Genomic DNA, 26,150 nt, shown 5'->3' on the forward strand with positions numbered 1-26,150 from the left:
CGGCCGCATTGCACAATGCCGGCATGCCCTACATGCCAACCTTCGTCGCTCCCACCCGCTTCACCGACGCCGCCGCCGCACTCGAGCAGGTCAAGCTCATCTACCAGGGCGGCCTCGCGCACCTGCGTGAATCGATGCTGCGCTTCGTCGCCGGCGAGGAACTGCCGGGGCGGGTGCGGGCCTGCTACCCCTTCGTGCGGGTGCACACCCACACCGTCTCGCGCCACACGCCGCCGGCCAACGCCGGCCTGAGCTACGGCTTCGTGGCCGGCCCCGGCCGCTACGAGACCACGCTCACGCGCCCCGACCTGTTCGCGCGCTACTACCTCGACCAGTTCCGCCTGCTGCTCGAAAACCACCAGGTCGAGCTCGAGGTCGGCACCAGCACGCAGCCCATTCCGATCCACTTCTCCTTCGCCGAGAACGACCACATCGAAGGCACCATGAGCGCCGAGCGCCGCGCCCTCATGCGCGACGTGTTCGACCTGCCCGACCTGGGCGTGATGGACGACGGCATCGCCAACGGCACCTTCGAGGCGCGCGACGGCGAGGCGCAGCCGCTGTCGCTCTTCACGGCCGCGCGCGTGGACTACTCGCTGCACCGCCTGCGCCACTACTCGGGCACGGCACCCGAGTGGTTCCAGAACTTCGTGCTCTTCACCAACTACCAGTTCTACATCGACGAGTTCGTGCGCCTGGGCCACGAGGCCATGGCCGACGAGAACAGCGAGTACGTCGCCTTCATCGAGCCCGGCAACGTGGTCACGCGCCGTCGCGGGCTGCCCGCGGGCTCGAGCGCCACCTACGGCCACCTGCTCGACGGCAGCCAGGGCACCGCGCCGCCGCGCCTGCCGCAGATGCCGGCCTACCACCTGGTGCGCGAAGACTGCAGCGGCACCACCATGGTCAACATCGGCGTCGGCCCGGCCAACGCCAAGACCATCACCGACCACATCGCGGTGCTGCGCCCGCATGCCTGGATGATGCTGGGCCACTGCGCAGGCCTGCGCAACACGCAGCAGCTCGGCGACTACGTGCTGGCCCACGCCTACGTGCGCGAGGACCACGTGCTCGACGAAGAGCTGCCGCTGTGGGTGCCCATCCCGGCGCTGTCGGAGATCCAGCTCGCGCTGGAAAAAGCCGTGGCCGACGTCACGCGCTACGAAGGCCCCGACCTGAAGAAGATCATGCGCACCGGCACCGTGGCCAGCACCGACAACCGCAACTGGGAGCTGCTGCCGGGCAACCAGCCGCAGCGCCGCTTCAGCCAGAGCCGCGCGGTGGCGCTGGACATGGAAAGCGCGACCATCGCGGCCAACGGCTTCCGCTTCCGCGTGCCCTACGGCACCCTGCTGTGCGTGAGCGACAAGCCGCTGCACGGCGAGATCAAGCTGCCCGGCATGGCCAACCACTTCTACCGCGAGCGCGTGGAGCAGCACCTGCGCATCGGCATGCGGGCCATCGACATCCTGCGCGCCGAGGGCTCGACCCGGCTGCACAGCCGCAAGCTGCGCAGCTTCGCCGAAGTGGCGTTCCAGTAAGAAGAACGGCTCCAGCAGGGGCCTCGCGAAGGCCCGGGCCTCAGGGTTTGTCCTGCCCGCGGCCGCGCGGGAATGGCGCGTTTCGCGGACATCATCCGGTCTATCCCACGACAACCGGAAAGAAGATGACCCAGTCGCGCTCCGTTTCCTCCCTCTCCCGTCGCAGTTTCTCTGCATGGATCGCGGCCTCGGCCGCAGCAGTTGGCGGGGGGCATGCCGCCCTGTGGCCGCGCCAGGCTCATGCCGCCGATGCACCGCTGAGCAACAGGCTGCGCATCGTGATTCCCGCCAGCGAAGGCGGCGGCTGGGACCAGACGGGCCGTGCGCTGGGCGCCGCCATGCTGGCGTCGGGCGCGGTCGGCAACGTGGTGTACGAGAACATCGGCGGCAAGGGCGGCACCATCGGCCTTGCGAAGTACGTCGAGAAATTCGACGCCGACCCCGACACGCTGCTGATGAGCGGCATGGTCATGGTCGGCGCGGTGGCCCTGCAGAAGCCCACGGTCACCATGGCCAACATGGCGCCCATCGCCCGCCTCACCAGCGACTACGAGGTGATCGCGGTGAAGGCCGACTCCCCCATCAAGACGCCCAAGGACCTGATCGCCCAACTGCGCACGGACGCGGCCGGCACCGTCATCGCGGGCGGCTCCGCCGGCGGCGTGGACCACATGTACGCCGGCATGCTGGCGCGCGTGGCGGATGCCTCGCAGTCGCTGGTCTACCAGGCACACCCCGGCGGCGCGGAAGTGGTCGAGGCGCTCGAGGCCGGCAAGGCCGCGGCGGGCATCTCCGGCTACAGCGAGTTCGCCGAGAGCATCGCCAGCGGCAAGCTGCGCGCCATCGGCGTCTCGTCGAAGCGGCCGTTCCAGGGCATCGCCTCGGTGCGCGAGCAGGGCGTGGACGCCGACCTCGCCAACTGGCGCGGCGTGCTCACCGGCCGCAAGGTGCCGCCATACCGCAAGGCGGCGCTGCTGACGGTGGTGAAGCGCGCCACCGCCACCGAGGCATGGCAGAAAGCCATCAAGCAGAACAACTGGGACCCGTTCTGGCTCGAGGGCAAGGAGTTCGAGAACTTCCTCGAGACCGACACGGCGATGGCCGGCCCGCTGATCTACCTGCTGAAGCTCAAAGCCTGAACTGCCGGTTCGCTCGCCCGGGGTCTTGTTCGGGTTTTCCCTGAGCAAATGACACTAATGTCTGACACGATTTTCGTTAATCATTCGGTTACTTTTATAGGGAGCCGGAAACAAAATGACGCATTTCGTGCCAACTGTGCCCACGGGCCTGTCTCGCCGCAGCTTCGCCGCGTGGATGGCATCGGCCGCCGCCGCGGGCGTGGCGCCGGCTTCGCTCTGGCCCTCGGTGGCCGGCGCGGCTGACGCCCAGCTGGCGCCCAAGCTGCGCATCGTCATTCCCGCCAACGAAGGCGGCGGCTGGGACCAGACCGGTCGCGCGCTCGGCGCGGCGATGGTCGCCTCGGGTGCCGTGGGCGACATCAGCTACGAGAACATCGGCGGCAAGGGCGGCACCATCGGCCTGGCCAAATACGTCGAGAAGTACGACGCCGACCCCGACACGCTGCTGATGAGCGGCATGGTCATGGTCGGTGCGGTCGCGCTGCAGAAGCCCGCCATCACGATGGCGCAGGTCGCGCCGGTGGCGCGGCTCACCAGCGACTACGAAGTGGTGGCCGTGAAGGCCGACTCCCCCATCAAGACCCCGAAGGACCTGATCGCGCAGTTGCGCGCCGATGCCGCGAAGACGGTCATCGCGGGCGGTTCCGCCGGCGGCGTGGACCACATGTACGCCGGCATGCTGGCACGCGTGGCCGGCAACGCGGGCGCGCTGGTCTACCAGCCGCACCCGGGCGGCGCGCAGGTGGTCGAGGCGCTCGAAACGGGCAAGGCGGCAGCCGGCATCTCGGGCTACAGCGAATTCAGCGACCACCTGGCCAACGGCAAGCTGCGCGCCATCGGCGTGTCGGCCAAGCGACCGTTCCTCGGCATTCCCTCGGTGCGCGAACAGGGCGTGGACGCCGACCTCGCCAACTGGCGCGGCGTGCTCACCGGCAAGAAGGTCGCGGCCGAACGCAAGGGCGTGCTGCTCGAAGCCGTGCGCCGCGCCACCATGGCCGACGTCTGGCAGAAGACCATCAAGCGCAACAACTGGGACCCGTACTGGATGGCGGGCAAGGATTTCGAGAGCTTCCTCGATCTCGATACGGCGATGGCCGGGCCGCTGATCTACCTGCTCAAGCTGAAAGCCTAGAACAGGTTCACCCCCAGGCTTCGCGCACTTCGTGTCGCTGCTCCACCCCCCTTCCGGGGGCGACACCTGCGGCCCGGCAAAGCCGGTTCCGTGGTGTCCCCGGCCTTGGGCCCCGATATTGCAAAGCCTTGCAGCGAACTCGACCCCGCTCGATCAGGCGAAGAGCTCCGGCATCTCCCGCAGCGCCTTCGGCGTCAGCGTGAGCGCCCGCCCGTCGAGCTCCTGCCGGACCCATCCGCGCTTCAGCGACAGCTGCAGCCACGCCGCGCCGAGCGCGCCGCCGAGGTGCGGGCGGCGCTCGCTCCAGTCGAGGCAGGCGCAGGCGAAGCGGCGGCGCGAACGGCGCACTTCATCGATCCCGACACCCAGGCTCTCCAGCGCGATCGCGCCTTCGGTAGTGAGCTCGTAGGAGCCGCTCTGGAGGCCGCTGAGCCAGCCTTGCGCATGCAGCCGGTCGTGCAGCGCGACGCCGGCCGTACCCGCCATGTGGTCGTAGCAGGTGCGCGCGCTGCGCAGGCGGCTCGGCGTGTTGGGTTTGAACTCGGGCGCGGATGGCGTACGGGGCGTGCCGGCCACCACCATCAGGCTTTCGAGCGCGGAAGCGACGTCGTCGTTGGCGAGGCGGAAGTAGCGGTGCTTGCCCTGCACCAGCATGTCGACCAGCCGCTCTTCCTTCAGGCGCGCGAGGTGCGCACTGGCGGTGGAGGCGGCCACCTCGGCGACGGTCGCGAGCTCGGTGGCGGTGCGCGCATGGCCGTCCATCAGGCAGCTCAGCATGCGGGCCCGTGCCGGCTCGGCGATCGCGCCGGCCAGGCGGGCGAGCTGGAAGTCGGCGGATGAGGAAAGGGTGTCGTCCATGCGCCCATCCTAAGACGGCGGCGCACGCCACACTTCGTTCGCGGCCGAAGTGTGGCGGCAGTTTCGATCGCACACTGGCGCCATGACGAATCCAAGCCCCACGCTCTCCACCATGCCCGCAGATCCGGTCGCGGCCGCCACGCACGCGGCCCCCTATCCGTACTACGCCACCCTTCGCGACGGGCCGCCGCTCGTGTGGAACGAGAAGCTGCGTCTGTGGGTCGCGAGCCGCGCGGACGTGATCGAGCAGGTGCTGCGGGCCCACGGCGCCCTGCGCGTGCGACCGGCCGCCGAACCCGTGCCGCGCGCCATCGTGGGCAGCCCGGCCGGCGAGGTGTTCGGCCACCTGGTTCGCATGAACGACGGCGTGGCCCATCAGGCACACCGGCCCGCGCTGCAACGCGCACTCGCCGGGCTCGACCTGAACGCGGCGTACGCGTCCGCCCTGCAGGTGGCGCAGCGCGTGCCGCAACAGCAGCCGCTTTCCGACACGCTGTTCTCGATGCCCGTGCAGTCCGTCGCACACCTGCTCGGCTTTTCCGACGAGGCGCTGCCGCAGGTGGACGGATGGATGCGCGACTTCGTGGCCTGCCTCTCGCCGCTCTCCACCCCCGAACAGCTTCAGCGCGCAAGCACCGCCGCGGGCGAACTGATGACTCGCTTCGAGTCCTTGGCCGCCGGCACGCCGCCCCGGAACGGCACGCTGCTGGCAGCGGTACTGGCGGAGAGCGCAGGCGATGCGCCGCTGTCGCGCTCGCTGCTCGCGAACGTCGTGGGCCTGTTGTCTCAGACATGCGATGCCACGGCCGGGCTGGTCGGCAACAGTCTCATCGCGCTGATGCGCGAGCCTTCGCTGCTGCCGTCGACGCGCACGCGCGACGGCCTCCAGGCCATCGTCGAGGAAACAGCGCGCCACGATCCATCGGTGCACAACACGCGGCGCTTCGCAGCCGAAGCAGTCACCATCGCCGGCACCACGATTGCAGCGGGCGATACGGTGCTGGTGCTGCTCGCCTCGGCCAATCGCGACCCGGCGTTCAACCCGGAGCCAGACCGCTTCATGCCCGTGCGCGCCCGCCGCCGCATGCTCGGCTTCGGCCACGGCATGCACGCATGCCCTGGACAGGCGCTGGCCTGCACGCTGGCGGCGGCCAGCCTGCACGCGCTGCTGCATCGCGGCCTCGACCTCGACGCGCAGCGCCAGCGCGGCTGGGGCTACCGGCCGTCGGTCAACGGGCGCATCCCCGTATTCCACTGACCCGTGCCCGCAAGGTGCGGCGACAGCTGCGCGTCGCCCCAGCGCAGCGGCAGCGCTCCCGGGCGGCGCAGCGCGTGCTCGACGTGAAAGCGCACCAGCCGCTCGGCGCCCTCGAACGCGGCCACCTCGGGCCCGTTCCACACGATCTCCGCGGTGGCTGCCACATGCAGCAGGTCGCCGCTGTCGAAGTCGACGAACAGCAGCCCCGCGCGCGGGTGCACCGACAGGTTGCCCAGCGTGTTGAAGAAGCGGTTGCCGTTGAAGTCCGGCAGCACGAGCGTGTCGTCGCCGTCGATGCGCATGAAGCCCGGGCGGCCGCCGCGATGCGATACGTCGACGCCGTGCGAACTCGCATCGGCCTCGTCGCCCGTCGCGGCCTCGTCCGGATAGGCGGTGGCGATGAACAGCGTGTCGGCACTGCCGATGAGCCTGTGCGCCGCGAGATCGAGCCTGTCGAGCCATTGCGCGGGTGTCACGTTGCCGCGCGGCGCGACGAACTCCGGCTCGCGCGCCTGGATGTAGCGCGGGCAGTTGCCGAAGCTCTGCTGCACCGCGACCATGAAGCCCGCGGCGTCGAGCGACTCCACCGTGCCGTTCATGCGGTTGCGCCGCCGCGTGTGCGGCTGGATGCCGAGCAGGCCCAGAGTGGCGCCCTGCTTCAGCTGGCCGACGAGCGGATCGCCCGCCGTCGGCAGCGCATCCACGCGCAGGTGCGTGGCATCGGGCGAGTGCACGAAGCCGATGGGCGCGGCGAGCACGCTGGCCCAGGGCTGCAGGTCGGCGTCGAGACTGCCGGCCACGATGAAGGGCAGCAGCGAGAAGAACTCGCGGTGCTGGTCGGGCATGTAGTCGCGGATCACGCGGGGGCCGGCGACCTCCATCTGCTCGCGCGAGCCTGCCAGCGCCTGCAGCGCGCGTTCACCGGCATGGAATGGCGCGGCGATCATGAGCTGGCCTCCGTTGCAGGGTTTGCGGGCGTGCGCACCATCGGCACGAAGCCCGGCAGGGCCTCCACCCGAACCAGCCATTCGCGCACGTTCGGATAGCCGTCGAGCGACACGCTGCCTTCGGGCGCGCGCGCTACATACGCATAGTTCGCGATGTCGGCCAGCGTGGCGGACGGGCCCGCGAGAAAGGGTTGCTGCTCCAGGTGCATCTCCATCACCGACAGCAGCGCGTGCGAACGCTTGACGATCTCGGTCGGGTCGGCCGAATGGCCGAACAGCGCGATGATCCGCGCCGCCGCCGGGCCGTACGCCAGCGGACCGGCCGCCACCGAGAACCAGCGCTGCACGCGCGCCGCGCCGACCGCATCGCGCGGCATCCAGCGCGAAGGATCGGGCGCATAGCGCTCGTTGAGGTAGACCAGGATGGCGTTCGAATCGGCCAGCGTGAGATCGCCGTCCTCGATCACCGGCACCTGGCCGAAAGGGTTGCGCGCGAGAAACTCCGGCGTGCGGTTCTCGCGCTTGCGCATGTCGAGCTCGATGCTCTCGAAGGGCAGTCCGAGCATCGTGAGGAACAGGCGCACGCGATGCACATGGCCCGAGATGGGGGAGCCGTAGAGCTTGATGGGCTGGGCGGGCTGAGCGGAGCGAGCGGCGGCGGTCATGGGCGATTCCTTTTCTGCGCAGATGTGGGGCATGGGCTGGATTCTTCTCTCTTGCTCCGAATGAATGAATAGCCTTTCCTGTATTTGACTGCTGCGTTTTCCGGTTTAATCACCCGCCATGGATCGCTTCAAGGCCATGCAGACCTTCGTGCAGATTGCCGACCAGGGCAGCCTGACCCGCGCCGCCGAGGCGCTAGGCACATCGCTGCCCGCGGTGGTGCGCGCGCTCGCCGCGCTGGAGGCGCACCTGGGCGTGCGCCTCTTCCACCGCACCACGCGCCGCCTCTCGCTCACCGAGGAGGGACGCAGCTACCTGCCGAGCGCGCGCGAAGTGCTGCTAGCGGCCGACGCCGCAGACCTCGCGCTGAAAGCCGAGGCACGCGAGCCCGCGGGCCAGCTCACCATCACCGCGCCGGTGCTCTTCGGCCACATGTACGTGGCGCCGGCCATCGTGCGCTTCATGAAGCGCTACGAAAAAGTGCGCTGCAGCGTGCGGCTGTACGACCGCACGGTGAACCTTCTCGAGGAAGGCATCGACGTGGGCATCCGCATCAGCCCGCTGGAAGACTCCTCGCTCGTGGCACAGACCATGGGCACCATCCGCCGCGTGCTGGTCGCGAGCCCCGACTTCCTGGAACGGCACGGCACGCCGACGCATCCGCGCGAGCTGAACGGCGCGCCCTGCGTGCGCGGACGGGTGGATGCGCCCGCGCAATGGCAGTTCTACGAGGCCGGGAAGGCGATCAGCGTGATGCCCGACAACCGGCTGGAGTTCAACCACCTCGCGCCCGCCATCGAATCGTGCGCGGCGGGCATGGGCTTCGGCACCTTCTTCTCGTACCAGGTCATGCCGCACGTGGCGCAGGGAAGGCTGAAGCTGGTGCTCGAAGACTTCGAGCCGCCGCCCCGGCCGGTGAGCGTGATCTATCCGAACGCGAGGCTGCTGCCGGCGCGCACGCGGGCGTTCATCGAATGGATGAAGGCGGAGTTCTGCGGGCTCAGGCTTTGAGGAAGACGTCTCGTCGCGGCGATGCCTCGGGCAACAGCGCCGTAACCAGGTCGTGCAAGGCCTCGTGCAGTTGCGCGAGAAATTCCTCGAGCTGTTCGGGCAGGGCATCGACTCGCGACACGCAGACGCTGGCCGGCTCGCCGATGTGGACCGCAACCTGCCACTGTCCCATCTTGTTGGCCATGCGTCCGTGGCGCCAGTACTCCCAGGCCTGTGCCGTCGTCTTCACGGCACGCTGGCCGGGAAACTCGGGGTGCCGTGGCATGTCGCCGTTCAACAGGTAGCGCAGCCTCCCCATGTCGGCCTTGTCCTGAGCACACTCGGCGCGCAGTGCGCGGCCCACCGCGTCGGCATCGACAGGGTTGTGCGGCACCAGCCACATCAGATCGAGCAGATCCTTGAAGCGCGGCCGCACCAGGCACTGGTGCAGCTTCCACGCGATCTGCAGGTCGAGCGCGCAGGTACTCGGCAGATGGAACGCCTCGCCGAGACACGGTGCGTAGTGCAGCGGAACGGGCGGAGGATCAAGCTTGAGGTTGAAGCTCACATCCAGCCGGAAACGGTGCAACGGAGTCTGCGGGTCGCCGTCGAGCACGCAGCCGTCGATGTCCGTGCTGACGGTGGGAAAGTCGTCGTCCATCGCGTAGTCGATCATTCGCCAGAACGCGTTCTCGATGAACGGACGGAAGTGCAGGCCATCGTCGAGGTAAACCGTGGTCACGGACTGCGCCCACGTATTCAGCTGCCGCGCGCTGCGCTCGCGGTCGAAGGGCTCGGTGCACACCCAGTCGATGTCGCGCGACAAGCGTTCGTTGTCCTGCTCCGGCCCGCCCAGGTACTGGCGCGTGACGAGGCTGCCCTTGAGCATGAAGGGACCACCGACCCATGCGGCCCTGCGCATGAAGCCTTCAAGCAGAACGAGTTCCCGGACCTGCTCGACCGACGCGCCGGTGCGCCGGGCCTCGCTCTCGATGCCGGCCTGCGTCACGCGTGCGGCCGTCATGCCGCCGCTTCCAGCCATCCAGCGTCGAGCGACTCCCGGCTGTCGAGCAGGCACATCTCCGTCTCCTGCTTCAGCAGCGGCCAACCCTGGCGCTCCAGCTGGGCGGCCAATGCCGCGACGCGCGCCTTGAATCCGGCCAGCGGTTCGCGGCTGCGCAGGGTGACGAAGCGCACGTCCGTCTCGCCCTTCAGGCTGTTGCGCGAGAGGCGCGCTCCGTGCGTCTCGCACAGGTGCTGCAACGCGGAGGCGTCGTGCAGGCGCAGCTTGCCGTGCCATTCGAAGTATTCGTCGGGCCGGCTCAGGCTCTCGTGGCCCTGGATGGGCGCCTCGACCTTCACCCGCAGCACGGCCATGCCCGCGCGCGCCAGCCACTGTGCCAGCGCCACGGCTTCGGCCTTCGCTTCGGCCAGGTCGCCGCGCAGCCAGGTGGTGGCCATGGGCTGCTGCTTCTGCGCGCCATGGGCGAGGTCGATCAGCAGCGGCTTGAGGCCCACCTGCTCGCACACCTCGACGAAGGAGGGGATCTGCGCGGCATGGAGCGCGCCGCAGGTCAGGTGCAGTTCGAGCCTGCTCTTGAGTTGCCGCGGGATGGTCTTCATGGCGCAGCCACCTTCGCGGGCAGCGGCTTGCCGTCGCACAGCGCGGCCGCATCGCCGACCATGCCGCGCACCGCTTCCTCCATGCCCAGGTTCAGCACGGACATGAACTCGCTGTTGCCGCTGGCCCAGTTGGTGCGCGTGCCCATGCCGTGGTACTGGCGCACCACGGCTTCGGCGCCCGGCATGCGGTAGGTGGCCTGCAGCACGACATGCGAGACGAGGTTCAGGCCGGCCGACCACGAATGCGCGAGGCGCAGCGCCACGTCGGCCGTGACCTGCCGCGCGCTGCCGGGCGCGGGCAGCGCGGCGGTCACGACCTGCAGTCCGTAGCGGCTCGCGGACTGCAGCGCGCCGCGCGTCCATGCACCGGCGTCACCGCCGCCCTGAATGGACTGCACCGCCACCGGCGTGGCGTGCAGCGTCGGCATCATGACGGTCAGGTTGCCGACGTTGGCCTTGTTGAGGCGCATGTCGTCGATCTTCGGCAGGTACAGCGTGCAGCCGCTGGCCACGCGCAACACCGGGGCCGGCGTGCTGTTGGGCCGCTCGGCCGGTTCGGGCGCCTGCTCGTAGACCATGGGCAGCGGCTCGGTCTCGGTGAGCGCGTGCGACAGGCCCGGCATGGCGCCGAGCATGCACAGGGCACAGAGGGCGCCCGCCTTTCGTGCGTGCTTCGGACGCATCATGGCGCGGCGCTCCTGACCGAATAGAGCGCGCCGTCCTGGTCGCGGAACAGCACTCGACCGGGCCGCTCGTCGAAGCTCGGGCCGGCCAGCGTCACCCATGAGCCGTTGACGTTGAAGCGCGCGGTCTTCACCGCGCCCGAACGTGCGCCTGCGATGTCCAGCGCCACCGCATGCAGCGTCTGCGTCATCGACTCACGCATCACGCCGCGCAGCACCTGCCCGTCGTCGGCCGTGAGGCGTCGGATGACGGTGGCGCGCGCGACGCCGCCCACCGGTGTCTGGAAGATGGCGGCGGCGCGGTAGCTGGGCTCGCTCCTGCCGTCCTGCCAGAGGAGTGCGGATGTGCGCGTGGTGAAGGCGCCCAGCCCGGGCTCCAGCGCGTACTGCAGCAACAGCACCATGTAGGCGGGGCCGCCCTTGGTGGCGGCGATGCGGGCCTCCTGCTCGGACTTGACCGGCATGGCCGCGAGCAATTGCGCGGAGCGGATCTTCAGCGGGAACGAAGAAGGCTCGCCAAGCTGCGCCTCGAGCGCCCGGGCCGCCTCGGCGCGGTAGTCGTAGTCGAGCAGCGGGCCGACGATGGCCTGCACTTCGGCGCTCATCTCCTTCTGGCGCGACTGCTGCACCGACGAATCGATGAGCGCGCCGATCAGCCCGCCGCCCGTGGCGGCGCTCACGCCGGGCGACTGCGCGGAGAACATGAAGCTCTCCTGCGCGACGACGACGCGCAGATCGACTTCCTGGACTTTGTTGCGGTCCGCGGCCGCCAGGGGCCGGTGAAAAGGCGCGCAGGCGCCGAGCAGCAGCAAGGCTGTCAGCGCCAGCCAGAAACGCAGCATCTTTGGGTTCCCTCCCGTGCAATGCCATGGACTCATCCGCCCGCCGGTCGATCGGCGGGTGCAGCGATTTTGCCGCCGCCGGGAGCCCGATCCGCCCCGGGTTATCGAGGGCCCATGGTGCCGGTCGTCTTCAGGCGGCTGTCGAGCATCCAGCCCATGGTGTCCTCGCCGGTCTTCGGGTGGATGAACATGACCTGAACCCACTCCTTGTACGGCGTGTAGACGGTGACGCGGTCCTTGGGAATCAGGAACTTGCCGCTGTCGCAGGCGGCGTCGGGAGCGGTGTAGAGGCGCGCCCGCCCGGTGCCGACCACGACCGCGCCGTAGCGCGGAACGAAGCCAGGGCTCGCATTCGCGACCGCATGAAGCTCCTCGCACTGCCTGCCATCGGAGGGTGCCGCCGCCACGGCCTGCGCGGCCGCTGCGGCAAGGCACAGCGCGCACCATGATGAAATTGCTCTGGACATCGGCGGATTGTCCATCGATTGAAGCGATGGCCACGCCCGCCGCCCGGCTGCGTCAGAATGGCCGCGTGCCGCCTACACCCTCCTCCGCCCCGCCTCCCCTCTTCCACGTCAGCCATCTGCACAAGCGCTATGGCGACACCACGGTCGTGAACGACCTGTCGTTCGAGATCGCGCCCGGCGAATGCCTGGGCGTGATCGGCCCGAACGGCGCGGGCAAGACCACCACCATCCGCATGTGCCTGGGCCTCACCGCACCCGACGGCGGAGAAATCTCGGCGCTAGGGCTGCAGATGCCGCGCGATGCGCTGGCGATCAAGGCGCAGCTCGGCGTGGTGTCGCAGTTCGACACGCTCGACCCCGACTTCAGCTGCGCCGAGAACCTCGTGGTGTACGGCCGCTACTTCGGCTTCAGCAAGGCGCAGGTGCGCGCGCGCGTGCCGCAGCTGCTGGAGTTCGCGGCGCTCTCGCACAAGGCCGATGCGAAGCCGGGCGAGCTCTCGGGCGGCATGCGGCGGCGGCTGTCGCTGGCGCGCGCGCTGGTCAACGACCCGAAGCTGCTGCTGCTCGACGAGCCCACCACCGGGCTCGACCCGCAGGCGCGGCACCTGATGTGGGAGCGGCTGCAGGTGCTGCTGCAGCAGGGCAAGTCGATCCTGCTGACCACGCACTTCATGGACGAGGCCGAGCGCCTGTGCTCGCGCCTGCTGGTGCTGGACCACGGCCGCAAGATCGCCGAGGGCCGCCCGCGCGACCTGATCGCCGAGCACCTGGAGCCCGACGTGGTCGAGGTGTACGGCAACGGCGCGCTGTCGCTGGCCGAGTCGGCCGAGCTGAAGGCGATGGCGGCGCGCGTGGAGGTCAGCGGCGAGACGGTGTTCTTCTACACGCAGGACGCGCGGCGGCTGCTCGACGCGCTGACGCGGCACAGCGGACTGCGCACATTCCATCGGCCCGCGAACCTGGAAGACCTTTTCCTGAAGCTCACGGGCCGACAGATCCGCGAGGACGGCTAGACCATGAACACCACGACTGCAACAACGACCGCGCCCCCTTCGCCTTCACCGTGGCGCCCGCCCGAACTCTCGCTGCGCTGGTGGCCCGTGTTCCTGCGCAACCTGCTGGTGTGGCGCAAGCTCGCGATTCCCAGCCTGATCGGCAACATCGCCGAGCCGCTGATCTGGCTCGTGGCCTTCGGCTACGGCATGGGCGCGCTGGTGGGACAGGTGTCGGTCGACGGCGTGAAGGTGCCGTACATCCTGTTCCTCGCGAGCGGTTCGATCTGCATGAGCGCGATGAACGCAGCGAGCTTCGAGGCCCTGTACTCGGCCTTCTCGCGCATGCACGTGCAGAAGACCTGGGACGGCATCATGAACGCGCCCGTCGGGCTCGACGACATCGTGCTGGCCGAGATGCTGTGGGCGGCGTTCAAGTCGATCTTCACCGTGACGGCGATCCTGTTCGTGATGCTCGGCTTGGGCATCAGCCACAGCCCGAAGCTCGTCGTCGCGTGGATGGTCCTGATCGGCGCGGGCATCACCTTCTCTTCGATCGCACTGATCTTCAACGCGCTGGCGAAGGGCTACGACTTCTTCACCTACTACTTCACGCTGTTCATGACGCCGATGATGTTCCTGAGCGGCGTGTTCTTTCCGTTGGAGCAACTGCCCACCGCCGTGCAGGCCGTGGCGGCGTGGCTGCCGCTGACGAACGCGGTGGCGCTGGTGAGGCCGCTCTTCATGGACCAGTGGCCCACCGGCTGGTGGGTGCATGCGGTGGTGCTGGCGGTGTATGCGGTGGTGGCGTTCTGGGTTGCGCTGGCGTTGACGCGCAAGCGGTTCAAGGCATAGCGGGCTCGAGGCTGCCGGGCGGCCGCCACGCGATGACTCCCGCCGTACGGGCGCGGACCTCGGGCGAAGCCAGGCAGGTAGCGACGGATTCGTAGCCGGGTGCGCCGGGATGCGGCGCAACCAGCATCGGCGGGCTGTGGTTGGCGGGGCAGAGGATGATGGTCTCGTCGGGCCCGACGTCGGAAAGATCGAGGATCGCGCACGAGCGCGTCAGCATGAAGATGGGCCGGTCTCCTGAGCCTCTTCTGCGCAGCCAGGCGATCAGTGCTTCCTGTGTCGGCTGGTCGAGGCCTTGCTCGATCATGTCGACGATCAGGGTGGTTGAGCCTTCGGCTTCGAGCGCGGCGAGCAGCACCAGCAAGGCGTCCGATGGCGTGGCACCGTCTTCCACGAGCCAGGCCGTGGCTTCGTCTACTTTCGACTGCAGCCTGCGGTCGGCATGCAGCTGTGCTTTCGCTTCCGCCATTCCGGCTTCCTCGAGCCTCTGCAGCCCCAGGAAGGCTGCATCGGGCAGCGCCTCTGCGAGGCTGTGCGCCAGCCGGGTCTTGCCGCTGCCGAGCGGGCCGATGATGTAGTTCAGCGCGCGGATGTCGCGCAGTTCGAAAAGCTCGCCGCCCCATGGCCACGGGAGTTCGAATGCAGCGCGGACCTCGGCGGCCGGGGCGCGCAGGCCCGCAAGTTCGCCGATGGTCGGCGTCCGGCCTTGCAGCAGGTCGCTTCGCAGGCCGCGGATTTTCTCGACCGTGCCTGCCAGCCGATGCAACTGCGTCTCCAGCGCTGCCTGATGGGTCGCCAGTGTCTGCTCCAGGCCTTGCGGGTCGCCTTGAAGCACCCGCCCCACCTGGGCAAGGCTGAAACCTAGCGCGCGAAGAGCGACGATTTCGGCGGCACGGGCCATCTCGCCGGGGCCGTAGGCGCGCCAGCCGGCGGCGGTCCGCTCGGGCTCCACGAGCCCGCGCTGCTCATAGAGCCGCAAGGCCTTGGCCGACACGCCGAGTCGCCTTGCGGCTTCGGACGGACTGAGAAATCGGGTGCTGGATCGCATGGTGAATACCTTTTACGGCAAGTTTCTTCTTTTGTAAGGGCTGTCCCTGGGGCCGGGTCAACAGGCGGACACGAAAACCGTGTTTCATGTGCTCTTCCTCCGGCCAGATACCGACACTTTCAAATTACATTGCACACAATCTAATTGCTCGCTACAATTCAGCCCATGCGCTCCACTCCAGTCAACGCCGACGAAATGCTCAAGCTGGACAACCAGCTTTGTTTCGCCGTCTATTCCGCTTCGCTGGCCATGACCCGGCTGTACAAGCCGGTGCTGGAAAAGCTGCAGCTCACCTACCCGCAATACCTCGTGATGCTCGCCCTCTGGGAGCAGGACGGCCTCATGGTCTCCGAGCTCGGCGAGCGGCTCTCGCTCGATTCGGGCACGCTCACGCCGCTGCTCAAGCGCCTGGAGGCCAACGGTTATGTGGCCCGCGTGCGCGACGTGGCGGACGAACGCCGCGTGCACATCACGCTGACCGCTGCCGGCCGCAGGCTCAAGAGCCGCGCCTCCAACGTGCCGGCCTGCCTGATGGCCGCCGCCGAGTGCTCGGTGCCCGAGCTGATCTCGCTCACCCAGCAGATCCAGACGCTGCGCGACCGCATCAAGAAGGCCGCCTGACGCAACGCAACACGTTTCTCCCGCTCCGGTCGGCCTCCGCAAGGAGAAAGAACGAAGCCTTTTCACCACCCTCCCTTCAACTTCATCACCACCAAAGGAATCACCATGACCACCAAGCTCGACAAAGTGCTCTACACCGCAGAAGCCCACACGGTCGGCGGCCGTGACGGCGCAGGCAAGTCCAGCGACGGCGCCATCGACGTCAAGCTGAGCTCGCCCGGTTCCGGCAAGCCCGGTACCAACCCCGAGCAGCTGTTCGCGGTCGGCTATGCCGCCTGCTTCATCGGCGCGATGAAGGCCGTCGGCCCGAAGATCGGCGTGAAGGTGCCGGAAGACGTCGCCATCGACTCCAGCGTTTCCCTCGGCCCGACGAACGGCGGCGCCGCCTACGGCATCGCCGTGAAGCTGGCGATCACGCTGCCCGGCCTCGATGCTGAAGCCAAGCAGAAGCTGGTCGACACGGCCCACCAGGTCTGCCCGTACTCGAACGCGACCCGCGGCAACATCGACGTCGAACTGACGATTGCCTGAGCCTCCACGGCGCATACGCAGAACAAGCGGTCCGGCCACAAGCCGGGCCGCTTTTTTCATGCCCGCCGATGTCTCACGGGTGACGCCGAAAGCCGCTTCGCGATGGCGCCTTTCATCAAGCTTGGCTAACGTTGGCGAACCTCACAACCGCCAGGAGCCACGCTCATGAGCACCACCAGCCTCCTCATCCGCAAAGACCAGCTCGCCACCACGCGCCTTCACACCGCCACCGACGAAGCGCTCGCCGACGGCCAGGTGCGCGTGCGCATCGACAGCTTCGCGCTCACCTCCAACAACATCACGTATGCCGCCTTCGGTGACGCGATGAGCTACTGGCAGTTCTTCCCGAGCGGCGAGGAGGGCTGGGGCAGCATCCCCGTGTGGGGCTTCGCGAGCGTGGTGCAGTCGCTGCACCCCGGCGTGCCGGTGGGCGAGCGGCTCTACGGCTACTGGCCGATGGCCTCCGGCGCGGTGCTGAGCCCCGGACGGCTCTCGCCCGAGCGCTTCACCGACGTGGCGCCGCACCGCGCGGAACTTCCCGCCGTCTACAACCAGTACTTCCGCTGCGCGAGCGACCCGCTCTACACAGCAGACACCGAGGACATCCAGGCGCTGCTGCGCCCGCTGTTCATCACCTCGTGGCTGATCGACGACTTCATGACCGACAACGATTTCTTCGGCGCCAACACCATGCTGCTTTCGAGCGCGTCCAGCAAGACGGCCTACGGCACCGCCTTCCAGCTGCACAAGCGCGAAGGCATCGAAGTGATCGGCCTGACCTCGCCCGCCAACGTGGCCTTCTGCGAGAGCCTCGGCTGCTACGACCGCGTGGTGACCTACGACGCGCTCGACACCATCGCGGCCGGCACGCCCTGCGTGTACGTCGACTTCGCCGGCAACGGCGAGTTGCGCAACGCCATCCACGAGCGCTTCGCCAACCTGAAGTACAGCAGCTCCATCGGCGGCACGCACGTCGAGCAGCTCGCCAGCAAGGGCGCGGGCAAGAGCCTCTCGGGCCCTCGCGCCACGCTGTTCTTCGCGCCCGCGCAGATCAAGAAGCGCACCACCGAATGGGGCCCCGAGGAGTTCGGCCGCCGCATGGTCGCGGCCTGGCACGACTTCATGGCCACGGTCACCGACGCGAAGGCGCCCTGGCTGCATGCCGAGCACCACGACGGCGGCGAGGCGGTGCAGGCCGCCTACGCCCAGGTGCTCGCGGGCAAGGGCGATCCGCGCACCGGCCACATCCTTTCCCTTTACAAACAGGCCGCGAAGTCCTGACGGCCCCGGGGCGCCGCGCGGCGACGACAATCGCCGTATGACCCTTTCTTCCGCGGCGCCCGCGAACACACATCCTTATGAGAGCCTCACGCCCGACGTGGTGCTCGACGCGCTCGCGACGCTCGGCCTGCACGGCGACGGCCGGCTCACCGGCCTGAACTCCTACGAGAACCGCGTCTACCAGGTCTACCTGGAGGGTCGCAGTGCAGTGGTGGTCAAGTTCTACCGCCCCGGCCGCTGGAGCGAGGCCGAGATCCTCGAGGAGCACGGCTTCTCGCTCGAACTGGCCGCCGGCGAAGTGCCGGCCGTGCCGCCGCTGGCCTTCGACCGCAAGACGCTGCACCACCACGCCGGCTTCGCCTTCAGCGTGAGCCCCTACCGCGGCGGCCGCGCGCCCGAGCTCGACGACTTCGAAGTGCTCGAGTGGGTGGGCCGCTTCCTAGCGCGCATCCACACCGTGGGCAGCGCAAGGCCTTTCGAGGCCCGGCCCGCGCTCGACCTGCAGACCTTCGGCATCGCATCGCGCGACTGGCTGCTCGCCAACGACAAGATCCCGCTCGACGTGCAGCGCGACTGGGAAAAGACCTGCAACGAAGCGCTGGACATGATCGGCGCCACCGCCCTCGCGGCCAACCCGCCATCGGCCGACTTCCAGCCCCGCAAGCTGCGCCTGCACGGCGACGTGCACCCCGGCAACATCCTGTGGACGCCCACCGACCGCCCCGGCGGCGGCCCGCACTTCGTCGACCTGGACGACGCGCGCACCGGCTTCGCGGTGCAGGACCTCTGGATGCTGCTGTCGGGCGACCGCGCGCAGCGCACCGCCCAACTGTCGGGCCTGCTCGACGGCTACGAACAGTTCCGCGAGTTCGACCGGCGCGAGCTGGCGCTGATCGAGCCGCTGCGCACGCTGCGGCTCATCCACTACAGCGCGTGGCTCGCGCGACGCTGGGAAGACCCGATCTTCCCGATCAACTTCCCGTGGTTCGGCTCCAGCGACTACTGGAAGGGGCAGATCCTCATGCTCGAGGAGCAGTGCGAGCAGATGGCGGAAGAGCCGCTCTACGCCTGAGCCTGGTCTTCCTGCGCCGCTGCAAGGCTGTCCGCCACGCCCTGCAGCAGCCGCTCGACCAGCACGTTGGCCGGCCCGTTGCGCCAGATGCCATAGGCCTCCGACTGCGCCACGGCCCTGTCGAGCGGCCTGAACACCGCGCCGCGCAGGGCCGAATGCCGCATCGCCTGCGGCACCAGCGCCACGCCCAGGCCCTGCGACACCCACGAGACCACCGCCAGCCAGTGGCGCACCTCGTGCCGCACCTCGGGCAGGAAGCCCGCGTCGGCGCAGATGGTCAGGATGCGCTCGTGGTAGTCCGGCGAAACCTCGCGCGAGAACAGCACGAAAGGCTGCTCGCGCAGGTCGGCCGGCGCCAGCACGCGCTTGCGCGCAAGCGCGTGGCCGGAGGGCAGGCAGGCCACGAAGGGTTCGGACAGCAGCAACCGGTGCTGCAACTCGGGCGGCACGCGGTGCGTGTGGGCGAAGCCCAGGTCGAGCCGGTCGTTCATCAGCTCGGCGATCTGCATACCCGAATTCAGCTCGCTCAGCGTGATGCGCACCGCCGGGTGCTTCGCCTGGAAGGCTCGCAGCGCCTGCGGCAGGCCCCGGTACAGCATCGCGCCGACGAAGCCGATGCGCAGCCGCCCGGCCGAACCCAGCGCCACGTCGCGCGCTTCGATTGCGGCTTCTTCCGCCTGCAGCAGCACGCGCCGCGCCGAAATGCGCAGTGCCTCGCCCGCAGGCGTGAGCCGCACCTCCTTGCTGTTGCGTTCGAAGAGGCGCGCGCCCACGTTGTCCTCGAGCTGCCGTATCGCCACCGACAGCGGCGGCTGAGAGATCGACAGCCGCCGTGCCGCCCGCCCGAAGTGCAGCTCCTCGGCGAGCACGGAGAAGTAGCGCAGGTGCCGCAGTTCCATGGATAGTCAGATCGAATCGAACAAGACCAAATCGATATTAGACACGGATCGTCGCCGCTTCAACAATGCGCCAAACCAAGGAACCATGGAGACAACGCGCATGCCAGAGCACGCCCATCCGATCCCCGACCGCCACGGCCAGAACCTCTTCACCACCGACGCCGAGCTCCACGCCCTGCTCGCGCTCTACCTGCCCGAAGACCTGCGCCGCCACATGCAGCCGCACTTCGAGCGCCTGGGCGGCCTCGCTGGCGGCCTGATCGACGAGCTGGCCGGCACGGCCGACCGCAACCCGCCCGTGCTGAAGCAGCGCACGCGCACCGGCCTCGACGAGCAGAAGATCCTCAAGCACCCCGCCTACGTTGAGATGGAACGCCTCGCGCTCGCCGAGTTCGGCCTGGCCGCCATCTCGCACCGCGACGACACGCTGGGCTGGAAGGGCAAGATGCCGCCGCTGGTCAAGTACGTGCTGACCTATCTGTTCGTGCAGGCGGAGTTCGGCCTGTGCTGCCCGGTGTCGATGACCGACTCGCTCACGCGCACGCTGAAGAAGTTCGGCAGTCCCGAGCTGGTCGCGAAGTACCTGCCGCGCCTCACCTCGCTGGACTTCGACGAACTCGCGCAGGGCGCGATGTTCATGACCGAGCAGGCCGCCGGCTCCGACATCGCAGCCACCGCCACGCTGGCGCACCGCGAGGCCGATGGCAGCTGGCGCCTCACGGGCGACAAGTGGTTCTGCTCCAACCCCGACGCCGACTTCGCGATGGTGCTCGCGCGCGCTGACGATGGTATGGCCGGCATGAAGGGCGTGTCGCTGTTCCTGCTGCCGCGCCAGCTCGACGACGACAGCCTCAACAGCTACCGCATCATCCGGCTGAAGGACAAGCTGGGCACGCGCTCGATGGCCAGCGGCGAGATCCGCCTCGAAGGCGCCGCCGCCTGGCTGGTGGGCGAGGAAGGCCGCGGCTTCGTGCAGATGGCCGACATGGTCAACAACTCGCGCCTGTCCAACGGCGTGCGCGCCGCCGGCCTGATGCGCCGCGCGGTGGCCGAGGCCGAGTTCATCGCATCCGAGCGCCGCGCCTTCGGCCGCACGCTGGAACAGATGCCGCTGATGCAGCGCCAGCTCGACAAGCTGCGCCTGCCCGCCGAGCAGGCCCGCACCATGGTGTGCCAGACGGCCCTCGCGCTCGCGCGCTCGGATGCCGGCGAGCCCGATGCGTATGCGCTGTTGCGCATCCTCACGCCGCTCATCAAGTTCCGCGCCTGCCGCGATGCGCGCAAGGTCACGGGCGATGCGATGGAAGTGCGCGGCGGCTGCGGCTACATCGAGGAATGGAGCGACGCGCGCCTCGTGCGCGACGCGCACCTGGGCTCGATCTGGGAAGGCACGAGCAACATCGTGGCGCTGGACGTGATCCGCGCGGTGAAGCGCGAAGGTTCGCTGCCGGTGCTGCGCGCGCACTGCCAGAAGCTGCTCGACGACGCGGCGCTAGCTCCCGCGTTCGCCAAGTCGCTGCGCGACGCGCTGGACCGCGCCGCCGCGCTGACCGAAACCGCCGCGCGCGAAGGCGGTGACGTGCTCGCACGCCAGGCCGCCTCTGCGCTCTACCACTGCACCAGCGCCATCGCGATGGCATGGGAGGCCTCACGCGGTGGCTCCCAGGCGCGCCTGCGCTGGGCGCAGCTGGTGCTGCTGCACCGCGTGCTGCCGCGCGATCCGCTCTCGCCCGACGCGATGCCGGCGGACTGGAACGCCACGACCACCTCGTCCACGGCCGTGCCCGCCTGAGCTTTTTTTCCTTTCATTCAAAAAGACGGAGACATCCCTTGAAACGCTTCACCTTCCTGCTGGCCGCCTGCGCCACGCTGATGACGGCCATGCCCGCCGTGCAAGCGGCCGACGCCTTCCCCTCCAAACCCCTGATGCTGGTCGTTCCCTTCCCGCCCGGCGGCCCCACCGACGCGATGGCACGCACGCTCGCCGCCGAGATGAAGGACCGTCTCGGCCAGCCCATGATCGTGGAGAACCGCGCGGGCGCCGGCGGCAACATCGGCGCCGAGTACGTGGCACGCGCCGAGGCCGACGGCCACACGCTGCTGTTCGGCACCTCGGGCCCGCTGGCCATCAACTCGAGCCTGTACCGCAAGATCAACTACGACCCGGTGAAGAGCTTCGCGCCGGTGATCCAGGTGGGCTACCTGCCGAACATCCTGGTGGTGAACCCCGCCCTGCCCGTGAAGAACGTGCAGGAACTGGTGGCCTACGCCAAGGCCAACCCCGGCAAGCTCAGCTATGCCTCTTCGGGCAACGGCGCCTCGTCGCACCTCGCGGGCGTGCTCTTCAACTCGGTGGCGGGCACCGACCTCCAGCACATTCCCTACAAGGGCACGGGCCCCGCGCTCAACGACCTGCTGGGCAACCAGGTCAGCATGACCTTCACCGACATCCTCACCGCGCTGCCCTACGTCAAGGCCGGCAAGCTGCGCGCTCTGGGCGTGGCCACTGTCGCGCGCTCGCAGGCGCTGCCCGATGTGCCGACGATCTCGGAGCAGGGCTACAAGGGCTATGACGTGAGCGTGTTCTTCGGCATCGTCGCGCCGGCCGGCACGCCCGCCGATCGCGTGAACAAGCTCAACCATGCGTTCACTGAAGTGCTGAATTCGCCCAAGGTGAAGCAGATGTTCGCCGCCCAGGGTCTTGAAGTGCCTGCCGACACTTCGCCGCAGAAGCTCGGGCAGTTCATTGCTGGCGAGTCCGTGAAGTGGAAGGACGTGGTGAAGAAGTCGGGGGCGCAGCTCGATTGATGCAGCCATCCGGGGCGCGATCACGCCGACGGGGTACCTTGCTCCGCGAATGTCCCCCGGGCCTGCGGCCCTCCTCCTTTATTTCGCTGCGCAAGGCACCCCATCGTCGTGATCGACGAGCGCAGCGCTGATGCGGCCGGCACCAGCAGAGCTTCCCTGTGCACAGGGCGTCGGGTACTCCCCGCAGCGAAATAAAGGAGGAGGCCGAAGGCCGGGGGACATTCGCGGAGGGGAGTACCCGGCGGCCTGTGCACGCGCCATGAAAAGCAAAACACAGGAACAAGAAATGACACAAGTCCCACAAGGCGCCCTCGCAGGCATCCGAGTCCTCGACATCTCCCGCATCCTCGGCGGCCCCTACTGCGGCCAGATCCTCGGCGACCACGGTGCCGACGTGCTCAAGGTCGAGCCGCCGCAGGGCGACGACACGCGCACCTGGGGCCCGCCCTTCAGGGAAGGCGTGGCTTCGTACTACCACGGGCTCAACCGCAACAAGCGCGTGCAGCACCTGGACTTCTCGACCGAAGAAGGCCGCGAGGCACTGCTCGCACTGGTGGCCGAGGCCGACGTGCTGATCGAGAACTTCAAGACCGGCACCATGGAACGCTGGGGCATCGGCTACGAAGAGCTGTCGAAGCGCTTCCCGCGCCTGGTGTGGTGCCGAGTCTCGGGCTTCGGCGCCGACGGCCCGCTGGGCGCGCTGCCCGGCTACGACGCCGCCGTGCAGGCCATGACCGGCATCATGAGCATCAACGGCGAAGCCGACGGCGGACCGCTGCGCGTGGGCCTGCCGGTGGTCGACATGGTGACCGGCCTCAACGCGATGATCGGCGTGCTGCTCGCGCTGCAGGAGCGCAACCGCAGCGGCCGCGGCCAGTTCGTGGAGGCGGCGCTGTACGACAGCGGCCTCTCGCTGCTGCATCCGCACGCCGCCAACTGGTTCATGGACGGCACCGAGCCCCGCCGCACGGGCAATGCGCATCCGAACATCTATCCCTACGACGCGCTGGCCACCGGCACCGACCCGGTGTTCGTGGCGGTGGGCAACGACCGGCAGTTCGCGAGCCTGTGCCGCTGCATCGGCCTGCCCGAGCTGGCGGACGACCCGCTCTTCCGCACGGCCGGTGCGCGCTCGGTGCACCGCGGCCAGCTCAAGCAGCGGCTCGAAACGGCGATGGCGGCCTTCGACGGCCGGGCGCTGGTCGATCAGCTGATGGCCGCCGGCGTGCCCGCCGCGCCGGTACTGCCGGTCGACGCCGCGCTGCAGCATCCGCACACGCTGCATCGCGAGATGGTGGTGGAGATGCCCGGCGGCTACCGCGGCATCGGTGCGCCGGTGAAGCTCAGCCGCACGCCGGCAAGCTACCGGCATGCGCCGCTCACGCCGGGGAACGCGTTCCTGCCCCCGGAAGACTCAGCGCAGCATTGACGACCGGCCCCGGCCGATGCCGTAGTACGCGATGCCTGCGGACTCGACCTGCGCGGCGTCGTAGAGATTGCGCCCGTCGAAGATGGCGGGCGGCGCATTCAGCTCATTGGCGATGAGCGCGAAGTCGGGCCGGCGGAACTCCGCCCACTCGGTGACCACGGCCAGCGCGTCCGCACCCCGCAGCGCCTCCTGCGCGGTAGCGCACCAGTGCATGTCGTCGCGCTCGCCGACAAGGGCGCGCGCATTCGGCACCGCCGCAGGGTCGTAGGCCCGCACGCGCGCGCCGGCGGCCCACAGGCGCTCCAGCAGCACGAGGCTGGGCGCGTCGCGCATGTCGTCGGTATCGGCCTTGAAGGCCAGGCCCCACACGGCGATGGTCTTGCCCGCCAGACTGCCGCCGAAGTGCCGCGACATCAGCTCGAACAGCCGGCCCTTCTGCTCGTGGTTGGTGACTGCCACCGCCGGGAGGATGCGCAGCGCATGGCCGTCGCGTTCGGCCGCATGCGTCAGCGCCCGCACGTCCTTCGCGAGGCATGAGCCGCCATAGCCCACGCCGGCCTGCAGGAAGTCGGGCCCGATGCGCCTGTCGGCACCGATGCCACGCCGCACCGCCTCGATGTCGGCGCCCGCCTGCTCGGCCACGCGCGCCATCTCGTTCATGAAGCTGATGCGGGTGGCGAGCATCGCGTTGGCCGCGTACTTGGTGAGCTCGGCCGAGCGGCGGTCCATCACGAGCAACTGCCTTTGCGGGTCGCTGATGAAGGGCGCGTAGAGCCGGGCCAGCTGGTCGACGGCCCACGGGTCTTCGCTGCCGATCACCACGCGGTCGGGCTGGCGGCAGTCGCGCACGGCCGAACCTTCGCGCAGGAACTCGGGGTTCACCGCCACCGCGATGCGGTGCCGCGCGCCACGCTGCGAAAGCTCGCCGCCCAGCATCGCCTCGACCTGCGCGGCCGTGCCCACGGGCGCGGTCGACTTGCAGACCACCAGCGCATCGCGGTCGCGGTGCCGGCCGATACCGGCGGCCACCGCGATCACGTGCCGCAGGTCGACCCGGCCTTCGGCATCGGCCGGCGTGTTCACCACGATGAAGAGCAGGTCTCCGTGCCGGCAGGCCTCGCGCTCGTCGGCCGTGAAGCGCAGCGTGCCGGCGGCGACGCCGGAAGCCACCAGCGCTTCCAGGCCCGGTTCATGCAACGGCATCCGGCCGCCCTGCAGGCCCTCGATGCGGGCCGGGTCGGCGTCCGCGCACAACACCTCGTGGCCTGCCTCGGCCAGGCAGGCGGCGAAGCTCAGGCCCACGTAGCCCGCGCCGAAGATGGTCACTTTCATGAGCGGCCCCATGGCGTGCGGCACTGGTGGCCGGCGCGGTTGTGCGATAAAAGCAGGATGCAAGCCTTCAAAACGATGTCTGGACAGGAAAATTCGATGATGCCCGATCAAGTTGCCGCGCGTTGCGCGCTGGTCCTGGAGACCAACAACCTGCGTGGCGGAGCCGATGCCGAGGCCAGGGCGGGTGCCAGCCTGCAGCGCCTCGTCGCCCTGCTGGCGAAACAGAAATTGCCTCTGAGCGCGCTCGCGCAGGTGGTCATCACGCACGACGGGCTGGGCGCCGCCACCTGCGAGGCCGTGAGCGCGCTCGCAGGCCGCCCGGTCGACTTCGTGCGCATCGACACGAGCACCGGCTACTACGACGCCAAGAACGCCGGCTTCGCGGCCACCGACGCACGGCGCTGCACGCACGTGGTGTTCGCCGACGCCGACTGCCTGCCCGACGACGACTGGCTGCTTCAGATGCTGCTGCCCTTCACCAAGGGAGCCGACGCGCCCGTCGTGGCGGCCGGCCGCACCAGCTACGCGGCCAACGTGGTGGGCACCGCGCTCACCACCATCGACTTCATGTACTTCCCCAACGCGGACCACGCGGGGGCCACGAGCAACTTCTACGCGAACAACGTCGCCTTCCGCCGCGACGTGTTCGAGGCGCACAGCTACCAGGCGCTCGACGGCGTTTACCGCGCGCACTGCCAGGTGCTGGGCATGCGCCTAAAGGCGGCGGGCGTGCCCATCCACTACGCGGCCGCAGCCCACACCGAGCACCGCCTGCCCGACACGCGCGCCGAGGCGCTGAAGCTGCGCTGGATGCGCGGACAGGACACCTATTCGCTCACGCCGCATCTGCTGCGCAGCTATGTGTCGCCGCGCTGGCAATGGCTCGCGAAGAGCGGGCCGATCGGGCCGCTGGCGGTGCTGTTCACGCGGCTGGGCTTCAGCATGAAGGCTCTGAACCATCAAGACCTGCCGCCGCTGCGCGGACTGCGCTGGCTCGCGGGCGTGATGCTCATCCTGGGCTTCTCCGCCGTCGACATGCTGGGCGCGTTCGCCCGCGGCATCGGCTGGCACACGACCGGGCGCAACAATGCCGACGCGCAGGCGCTGTCGTATCACCGACCCTGACCGGGCCTTCGGCCTGC

Annotated in this window: 26 protein-coding genes; 15 read left to right on the plus strand and 11 right to left on the minus strand. The window is 69.0% G+C overall.

Translation table 11 applies throughout. The annotated features are described in order from the left end of the window. Positions 1-23 precede the first annotated feature (23 nt). From SFB74_RS30895 to SFB74_RS30905, 3 genes are all read left to right on the plus strand, one after another. Positions 24-1,541, plus strand: a complete 1,518-nt coding sequence (locus tag SFB74_RS30895) for an AMP nucleosidase (RefSeq protein WP_432728183.1) — start codon at positions 24-26, stop codon at positions 1,539-1,541. A 125-nt stretch (positions 1,542-1,666) separates the two neighbouring features. Further along, positions 1,667-2,680, plus strand: coding sequence for a Bug family tripartite tricarboxylate transporter substrate binding protein (locus SFB74_RS30900; RefSeq protein ID WP_432728184.1), 1,014 nt, complete (start codon positions 1,667-1,669; stop codon positions 2,678-2,680). A gap of 175 nt (positions 2,681-2,855) precedes the next feature. Next, the gene (locus SFB74_RS30905; RefSeq protein ID WP_432732026.1) at positions 2,856-3,812 is read left to right on the plus strand and encodes a Bug family tripartite tricarboxylate transporter substrate binding protein; all 957 of its coding nucleotides are present in this window, start codon (positions 2,856-2,858) and stop codon (positions 3,810-3,812) included. A 153-nt stretch (positions 3,813-3,965) separates the two neighbouring features. Here SFB74_RS30905 and SFB74_RS30910 read toward each other — a convergent pair whose 3' ends face one another. Next, positions 3,966-4,670, minus strand: coding sequence for an ArsR/SmtB family transcription factor (locus tag SFB74_RS30910; protein ID WP_432728185.1), 705 nt, complete (start codon positions 4,668-4,670; stop codon positions 3,966-3,968). Positions 4,671-4,782: 112 nt separating this feature from the next. On the opposite strand from SFB74_RS30910, the gene SFB74_RS30915 reads away from it, so the two are divergent. Beyond that, on the plus strand, positions 4,783-5,928 hold the full coding sequence (locus tag SFB74_RS30915; RefSeq protein ID WP_432732027.1) for a cytochrome P450: 1,146 nt from the start codon (positions 4,783-4,785) through the stop codon (positions 5,926-5,928). Here the strand turns inward: SFB74_RS30915 and SFB74_RS30920 are convergent. Then, on the minus strand, positions 5,886-6,875 hold the full coding sequence (locus SFB74_RS30920; protein ID WP_432728186.1) for a pyridoxamine 5'-phosphate oxidase family protein: 990 nt from the start codon (positions 6,873-6,875) through the stop codon (positions 5,886-5,888). The genes SFB74_RS30915 and SFB74_RS30920 overlap by 43 nt on opposite strands. Beyond that, positions 6,872-7,540, minus strand: coding sequence for a glutathione S-transferase family protein (locus SFB74_RS30925; RefSeq protein WP_432728187.1), 669 nt, complete (start codon positions 7,538-7,540; stop codon positions 6,872-6,874). Before SFB74_RS30925 ends, SFB74_RS30920 begins: the two co-directional genes overlap by 4 nt. A 118-nt stretch (positions 7,541-7,658) precedes the next feature. Between SFB74_RS30925 and SFB74_RS30930 the strand changes: the two genes are divergently transcribed. Beyond that, positions 7,659-8,549, plus strand: a complete 891-nt coding sequence (locus SFB74_RS30930; RefSeq protein WP_432728188.1) for a LysR family transcriptional regulator — start codon at positions 7,659-7,661, stop codon at positions 8,547-8,549. Here SFB74_RS30930 and SFB74_RS30935 read toward each other — a convergent pair. The 5 genes from SFB74_RS30935 to SFB74_RS30955 all read right to left on the minus strand — a co-directional run bounded on the left by SFB74_RS30935 (position 8,539) and on the right by SFB74_RS30955 (position 12,143). Beyond that, on the minus strand, positions 8,539-9,552 hold the full coding sequence (locus tag SFB74_RS30935) for a nucleotidyl transferase AbiEii/AbiGii toxin family protein (protein ID WP_432728189.1): 1,014 nt from the start codon (positions 9,550-9,552) through the stop codon (positions 8,539-8,541). The two genes, SFB74_RS30930 and SFB74_RS30935, sit on opposite strands and share 11 nt — an antisense overlap. Then, on the minus strand, positions 9,549-10,151 hold the full coding sequence (locus tag SFB74_RS30940) for a hypothetical protein (RefSeq protein WP_432728190.1): 603 nt from the start codon (positions 10,149-10,151) through the stop codon (positions 9,549-9,551). The genes SFB74_RS30935 and SFB74_RS30940 overlap by 4 nt, the downstream gene beginning before the upstream one ends. Continuing rightward, positions 10,148-10,837: a hypothetical protein gene (locus SFB74_RS30945; protein ID WP_432728191.1), complete on the minus strand. Its 690-nt coding sequence runs from the start codon at positions 10,835-10,837 to the stop codon at positions 10,148-10,150. Before SFB74_RS30945 ends, SFB74_RS30940 begins: the two co-directional genes overlap by 4 nt. Then, positions 10,834-11,676, minus strand: a complete 843-nt coding sequence (locus SFB74_RS30950) for a hypothetical protein (protein WP_432728192.1) — start codon at positions 11,674-11,676, stop codon at positions 10,834-10,836. Before SFB74_RS30950 ends, SFB74_RS30945 begins: the two co-directional genes overlap by 4 nt. A gap of 101 nt (positions 11,677-11,777) precedes the next feature. Further along, entirely contained in the window at positions 11,778-12,143 is a 366-nt protein-coding gene (locus SFB74_RS30955) for a hypothetical protein (protein WP_432728193.1), read from the minus strand. 26 nt (positions 12,144-12,169) lie between these two features. Here SFB74_RS30955 and SFB74_RS30960 point away from each other — a divergent pair, with 26 nt between their 5' ends. Together SFB74_RS30960 and SFB74_RS30965 are read left to right on the plus strand one after the other, a co-directional pair. Further along, a complete protein-coding gene (locus SFB74_RS30960) occupies positions 12,170-13,156 on the plus strand; it encodes an ATP-binding cassette domain-containing protein (RefSeq protein ID WP_432728194.1) in 987 nt (328 codons plus the stop codon). A gap of 3 nt (positions 13,157-13,159) precedes the next feature. Further along, positions 13,160-13,990, plus strand: a complete 831-nt coding sequence (locus tag SFB74_RS30965) for an ABC transporter permease (RefSeq protein WP_432728195.1) — start codon at positions 13,160-13,162, stop codon at positions 13,988-13,990. On the opposite strand, the gene SFB74_RS30970 is transcribed toward SFB74_RS30965, so the two are convergent. Then, positions 13,980-15,035, minus strand: a complete 1,056-nt coding sequence (locus tag SFB74_RS30970; protein ID WP_432728196.1) for a MerR family transcriptional regulator — start codon at positions 15,033-15,035, stop codon at positions 13,980-13,982. The two genes, SFB74_RS30965 and SFB74_RS30970, sit on opposite strands and share 11 nt — an antisense overlap. 165 nt (positions 15,036-15,200) lie before the next feature. Between SFB74_RS30970 and SFB74_RS30975 the strand changes: the two genes are divergently transcribed. The 4 genes from SFB74_RS30975 to SFB74_RS30990 all read left to right on the plus strand — a co-directional run bounded on the left by SFB74_RS30975 (position 15,201) and on the right by SFB74_RS30990 (position 18,540). Next, complete coding sequence (locus tag SFB74_RS30975; RefSeq protein ID WP_432728197.1) at positions 15,201-15,656, plus strand: MarR family winged helix-turn-helix transcriptional regulator; 456 nt, start codon at positions 15,201-15,203, stop codon at positions 15,654-15,656. A 105-nt stretch (positions 15,657-15,761) separates the two neighbouring features. Then, positions 15,762-16,187 carry an organic hydroperoxide resistance protein gene (locus tag SFB74_RS30980; RefSeq protein WP_019657755.1) on the plus strand — a complete coding sequence of 142 codons (426 nt, stop codon included), beginning with the start codon at positions 15,762-15,764 and terminating at the stop codon, positions 16,185-16,187. 165 nt (positions 16,188-16,352) lie between these two features. After that, positions 16,353-17,468, plus strand: coding sequence for a DUF2855 family protein (locus SFB74_RS30985; protein ID WP_432728198.1), 1,116 nt, complete (start codon positions 16,353-16,355; stop codon positions 17,466-17,468). A gap of 37 nt (positions 17,469-17,505) precedes the next feature. Next, positions 17,506-18,540, plus strand: a complete 1,035-nt coding sequence (locus tag SFB74_RS30990; protein ID WP_432728199.1) for a serine/threonine protein kinase — start codon at positions 17,506-17,508, stop codon at positions 18,538-18,540. Here the strand turns inward: SFB74_RS30990 and SFB74_RS30995 are convergent. Continuing rightward, positions 18,531-19,439, minus strand: coding sequence for a LysR family transcriptional regulator (locus SFB74_RS30995; RefSeq protein ID WP_093208520.1), 909 nt, complete (start codon positions 19,437-19,439; stop codon positions 18,531-18,533). The genes SFB74_RS30990 and SFB74_RS30995 overlap by 10 nt on opposite strands. 100 nt (positions 19,440-19,539) lie before the next feature. On the opposite strand from SFB74_RS30995, the gene SFB74_RS31000 reads away from it, so the two are divergent. From SFB74_RS31000 to SFB74_RS31010, 3 genes are all read left to right on the plus strand, one after another. Next, positions 19,540-21,231 carry an acyl-CoA dehydrogenase family protein gene (locus SFB74_RS31000; protein WP_432728200.1) on the plus strand — a complete coding sequence of 564 codons (1,692 nt, stop codon included), beginning with the start codon at positions 19,540-19,542 and terminating at the stop codon, positions 21,229-21,231. A 38-nt stretch (positions 21,232-21,269) separates the two neighbouring features. Then, positions 21,270-22,247, plus strand: coding sequence for a Bug family tripartite tricarboxylate transporter substrate binding protein (locus SFB74_RS31005; protein ID WP_432728201.1), 978 nt, complete (start codon positions 21,270-21,272; stop codon positions 22,245-22,247). A 286-nt stretch (positions 22,248-22,533) separates the two neighbouring features. Further along, positions 22,534-23,676: a CaiB/BaiF CoA transferase family protein gene (locus tag SFB74_RS31010; RefSeq protein ID WP_432728202.1), complete on the plus strand. Its 1,143-nt coding sequence runs from the start codon at positions 22,534-22,536 to the stop codon at positions 23,674-23,676. Here SFB74_RS31010 and SFB74_RS31015 read toward each other — a convergent pair. Beyond that, positions 23,662-25,008 (minus strand): UDP-glucose dehydrogenase family protein, encoded by a 1,347-nt coding sequence (locus tag SFB74_RS31015; RefSeq protein ID WP_432728203.1) that lies wholly within the window; start codon positions 25,006-25,008, stop codon positions 23,662-23,664. The two genes, SFB74_RS31010 and SFB74_RS31015, sit on opposite strands and share 15 nt — an antisense overlap. Before the next feature lie 96 nt (positions 25,009-25,104). Between SFB74_RS31015 and SFB74_RS31020 the strand changes: the two genes are divergently transcribed. Next, the gene (locus SFB74_RS31020; RefSeq protein WP_432728204.1) at positions 25,105-26,133 is read left to right on the plus strand and encodes a glycosyltransferase; all 1,029 of its coding nucleotides are present in this window, start codon (positions 25,105-25,107) and stop codon (positions 26,131-26,133) included. Positions 26,134-26,150 lie beyond the last annotated feature (17 nt).

Source organism: Variovorax xiamenensis (assembly GCF_050916385.1).
Classification (GTDB): domain Bacteria; phylum Pseudomonadota; class Gammaproteobacteria; order Burkholderiales; family Burkholderiaceae_C; genus Variovorax.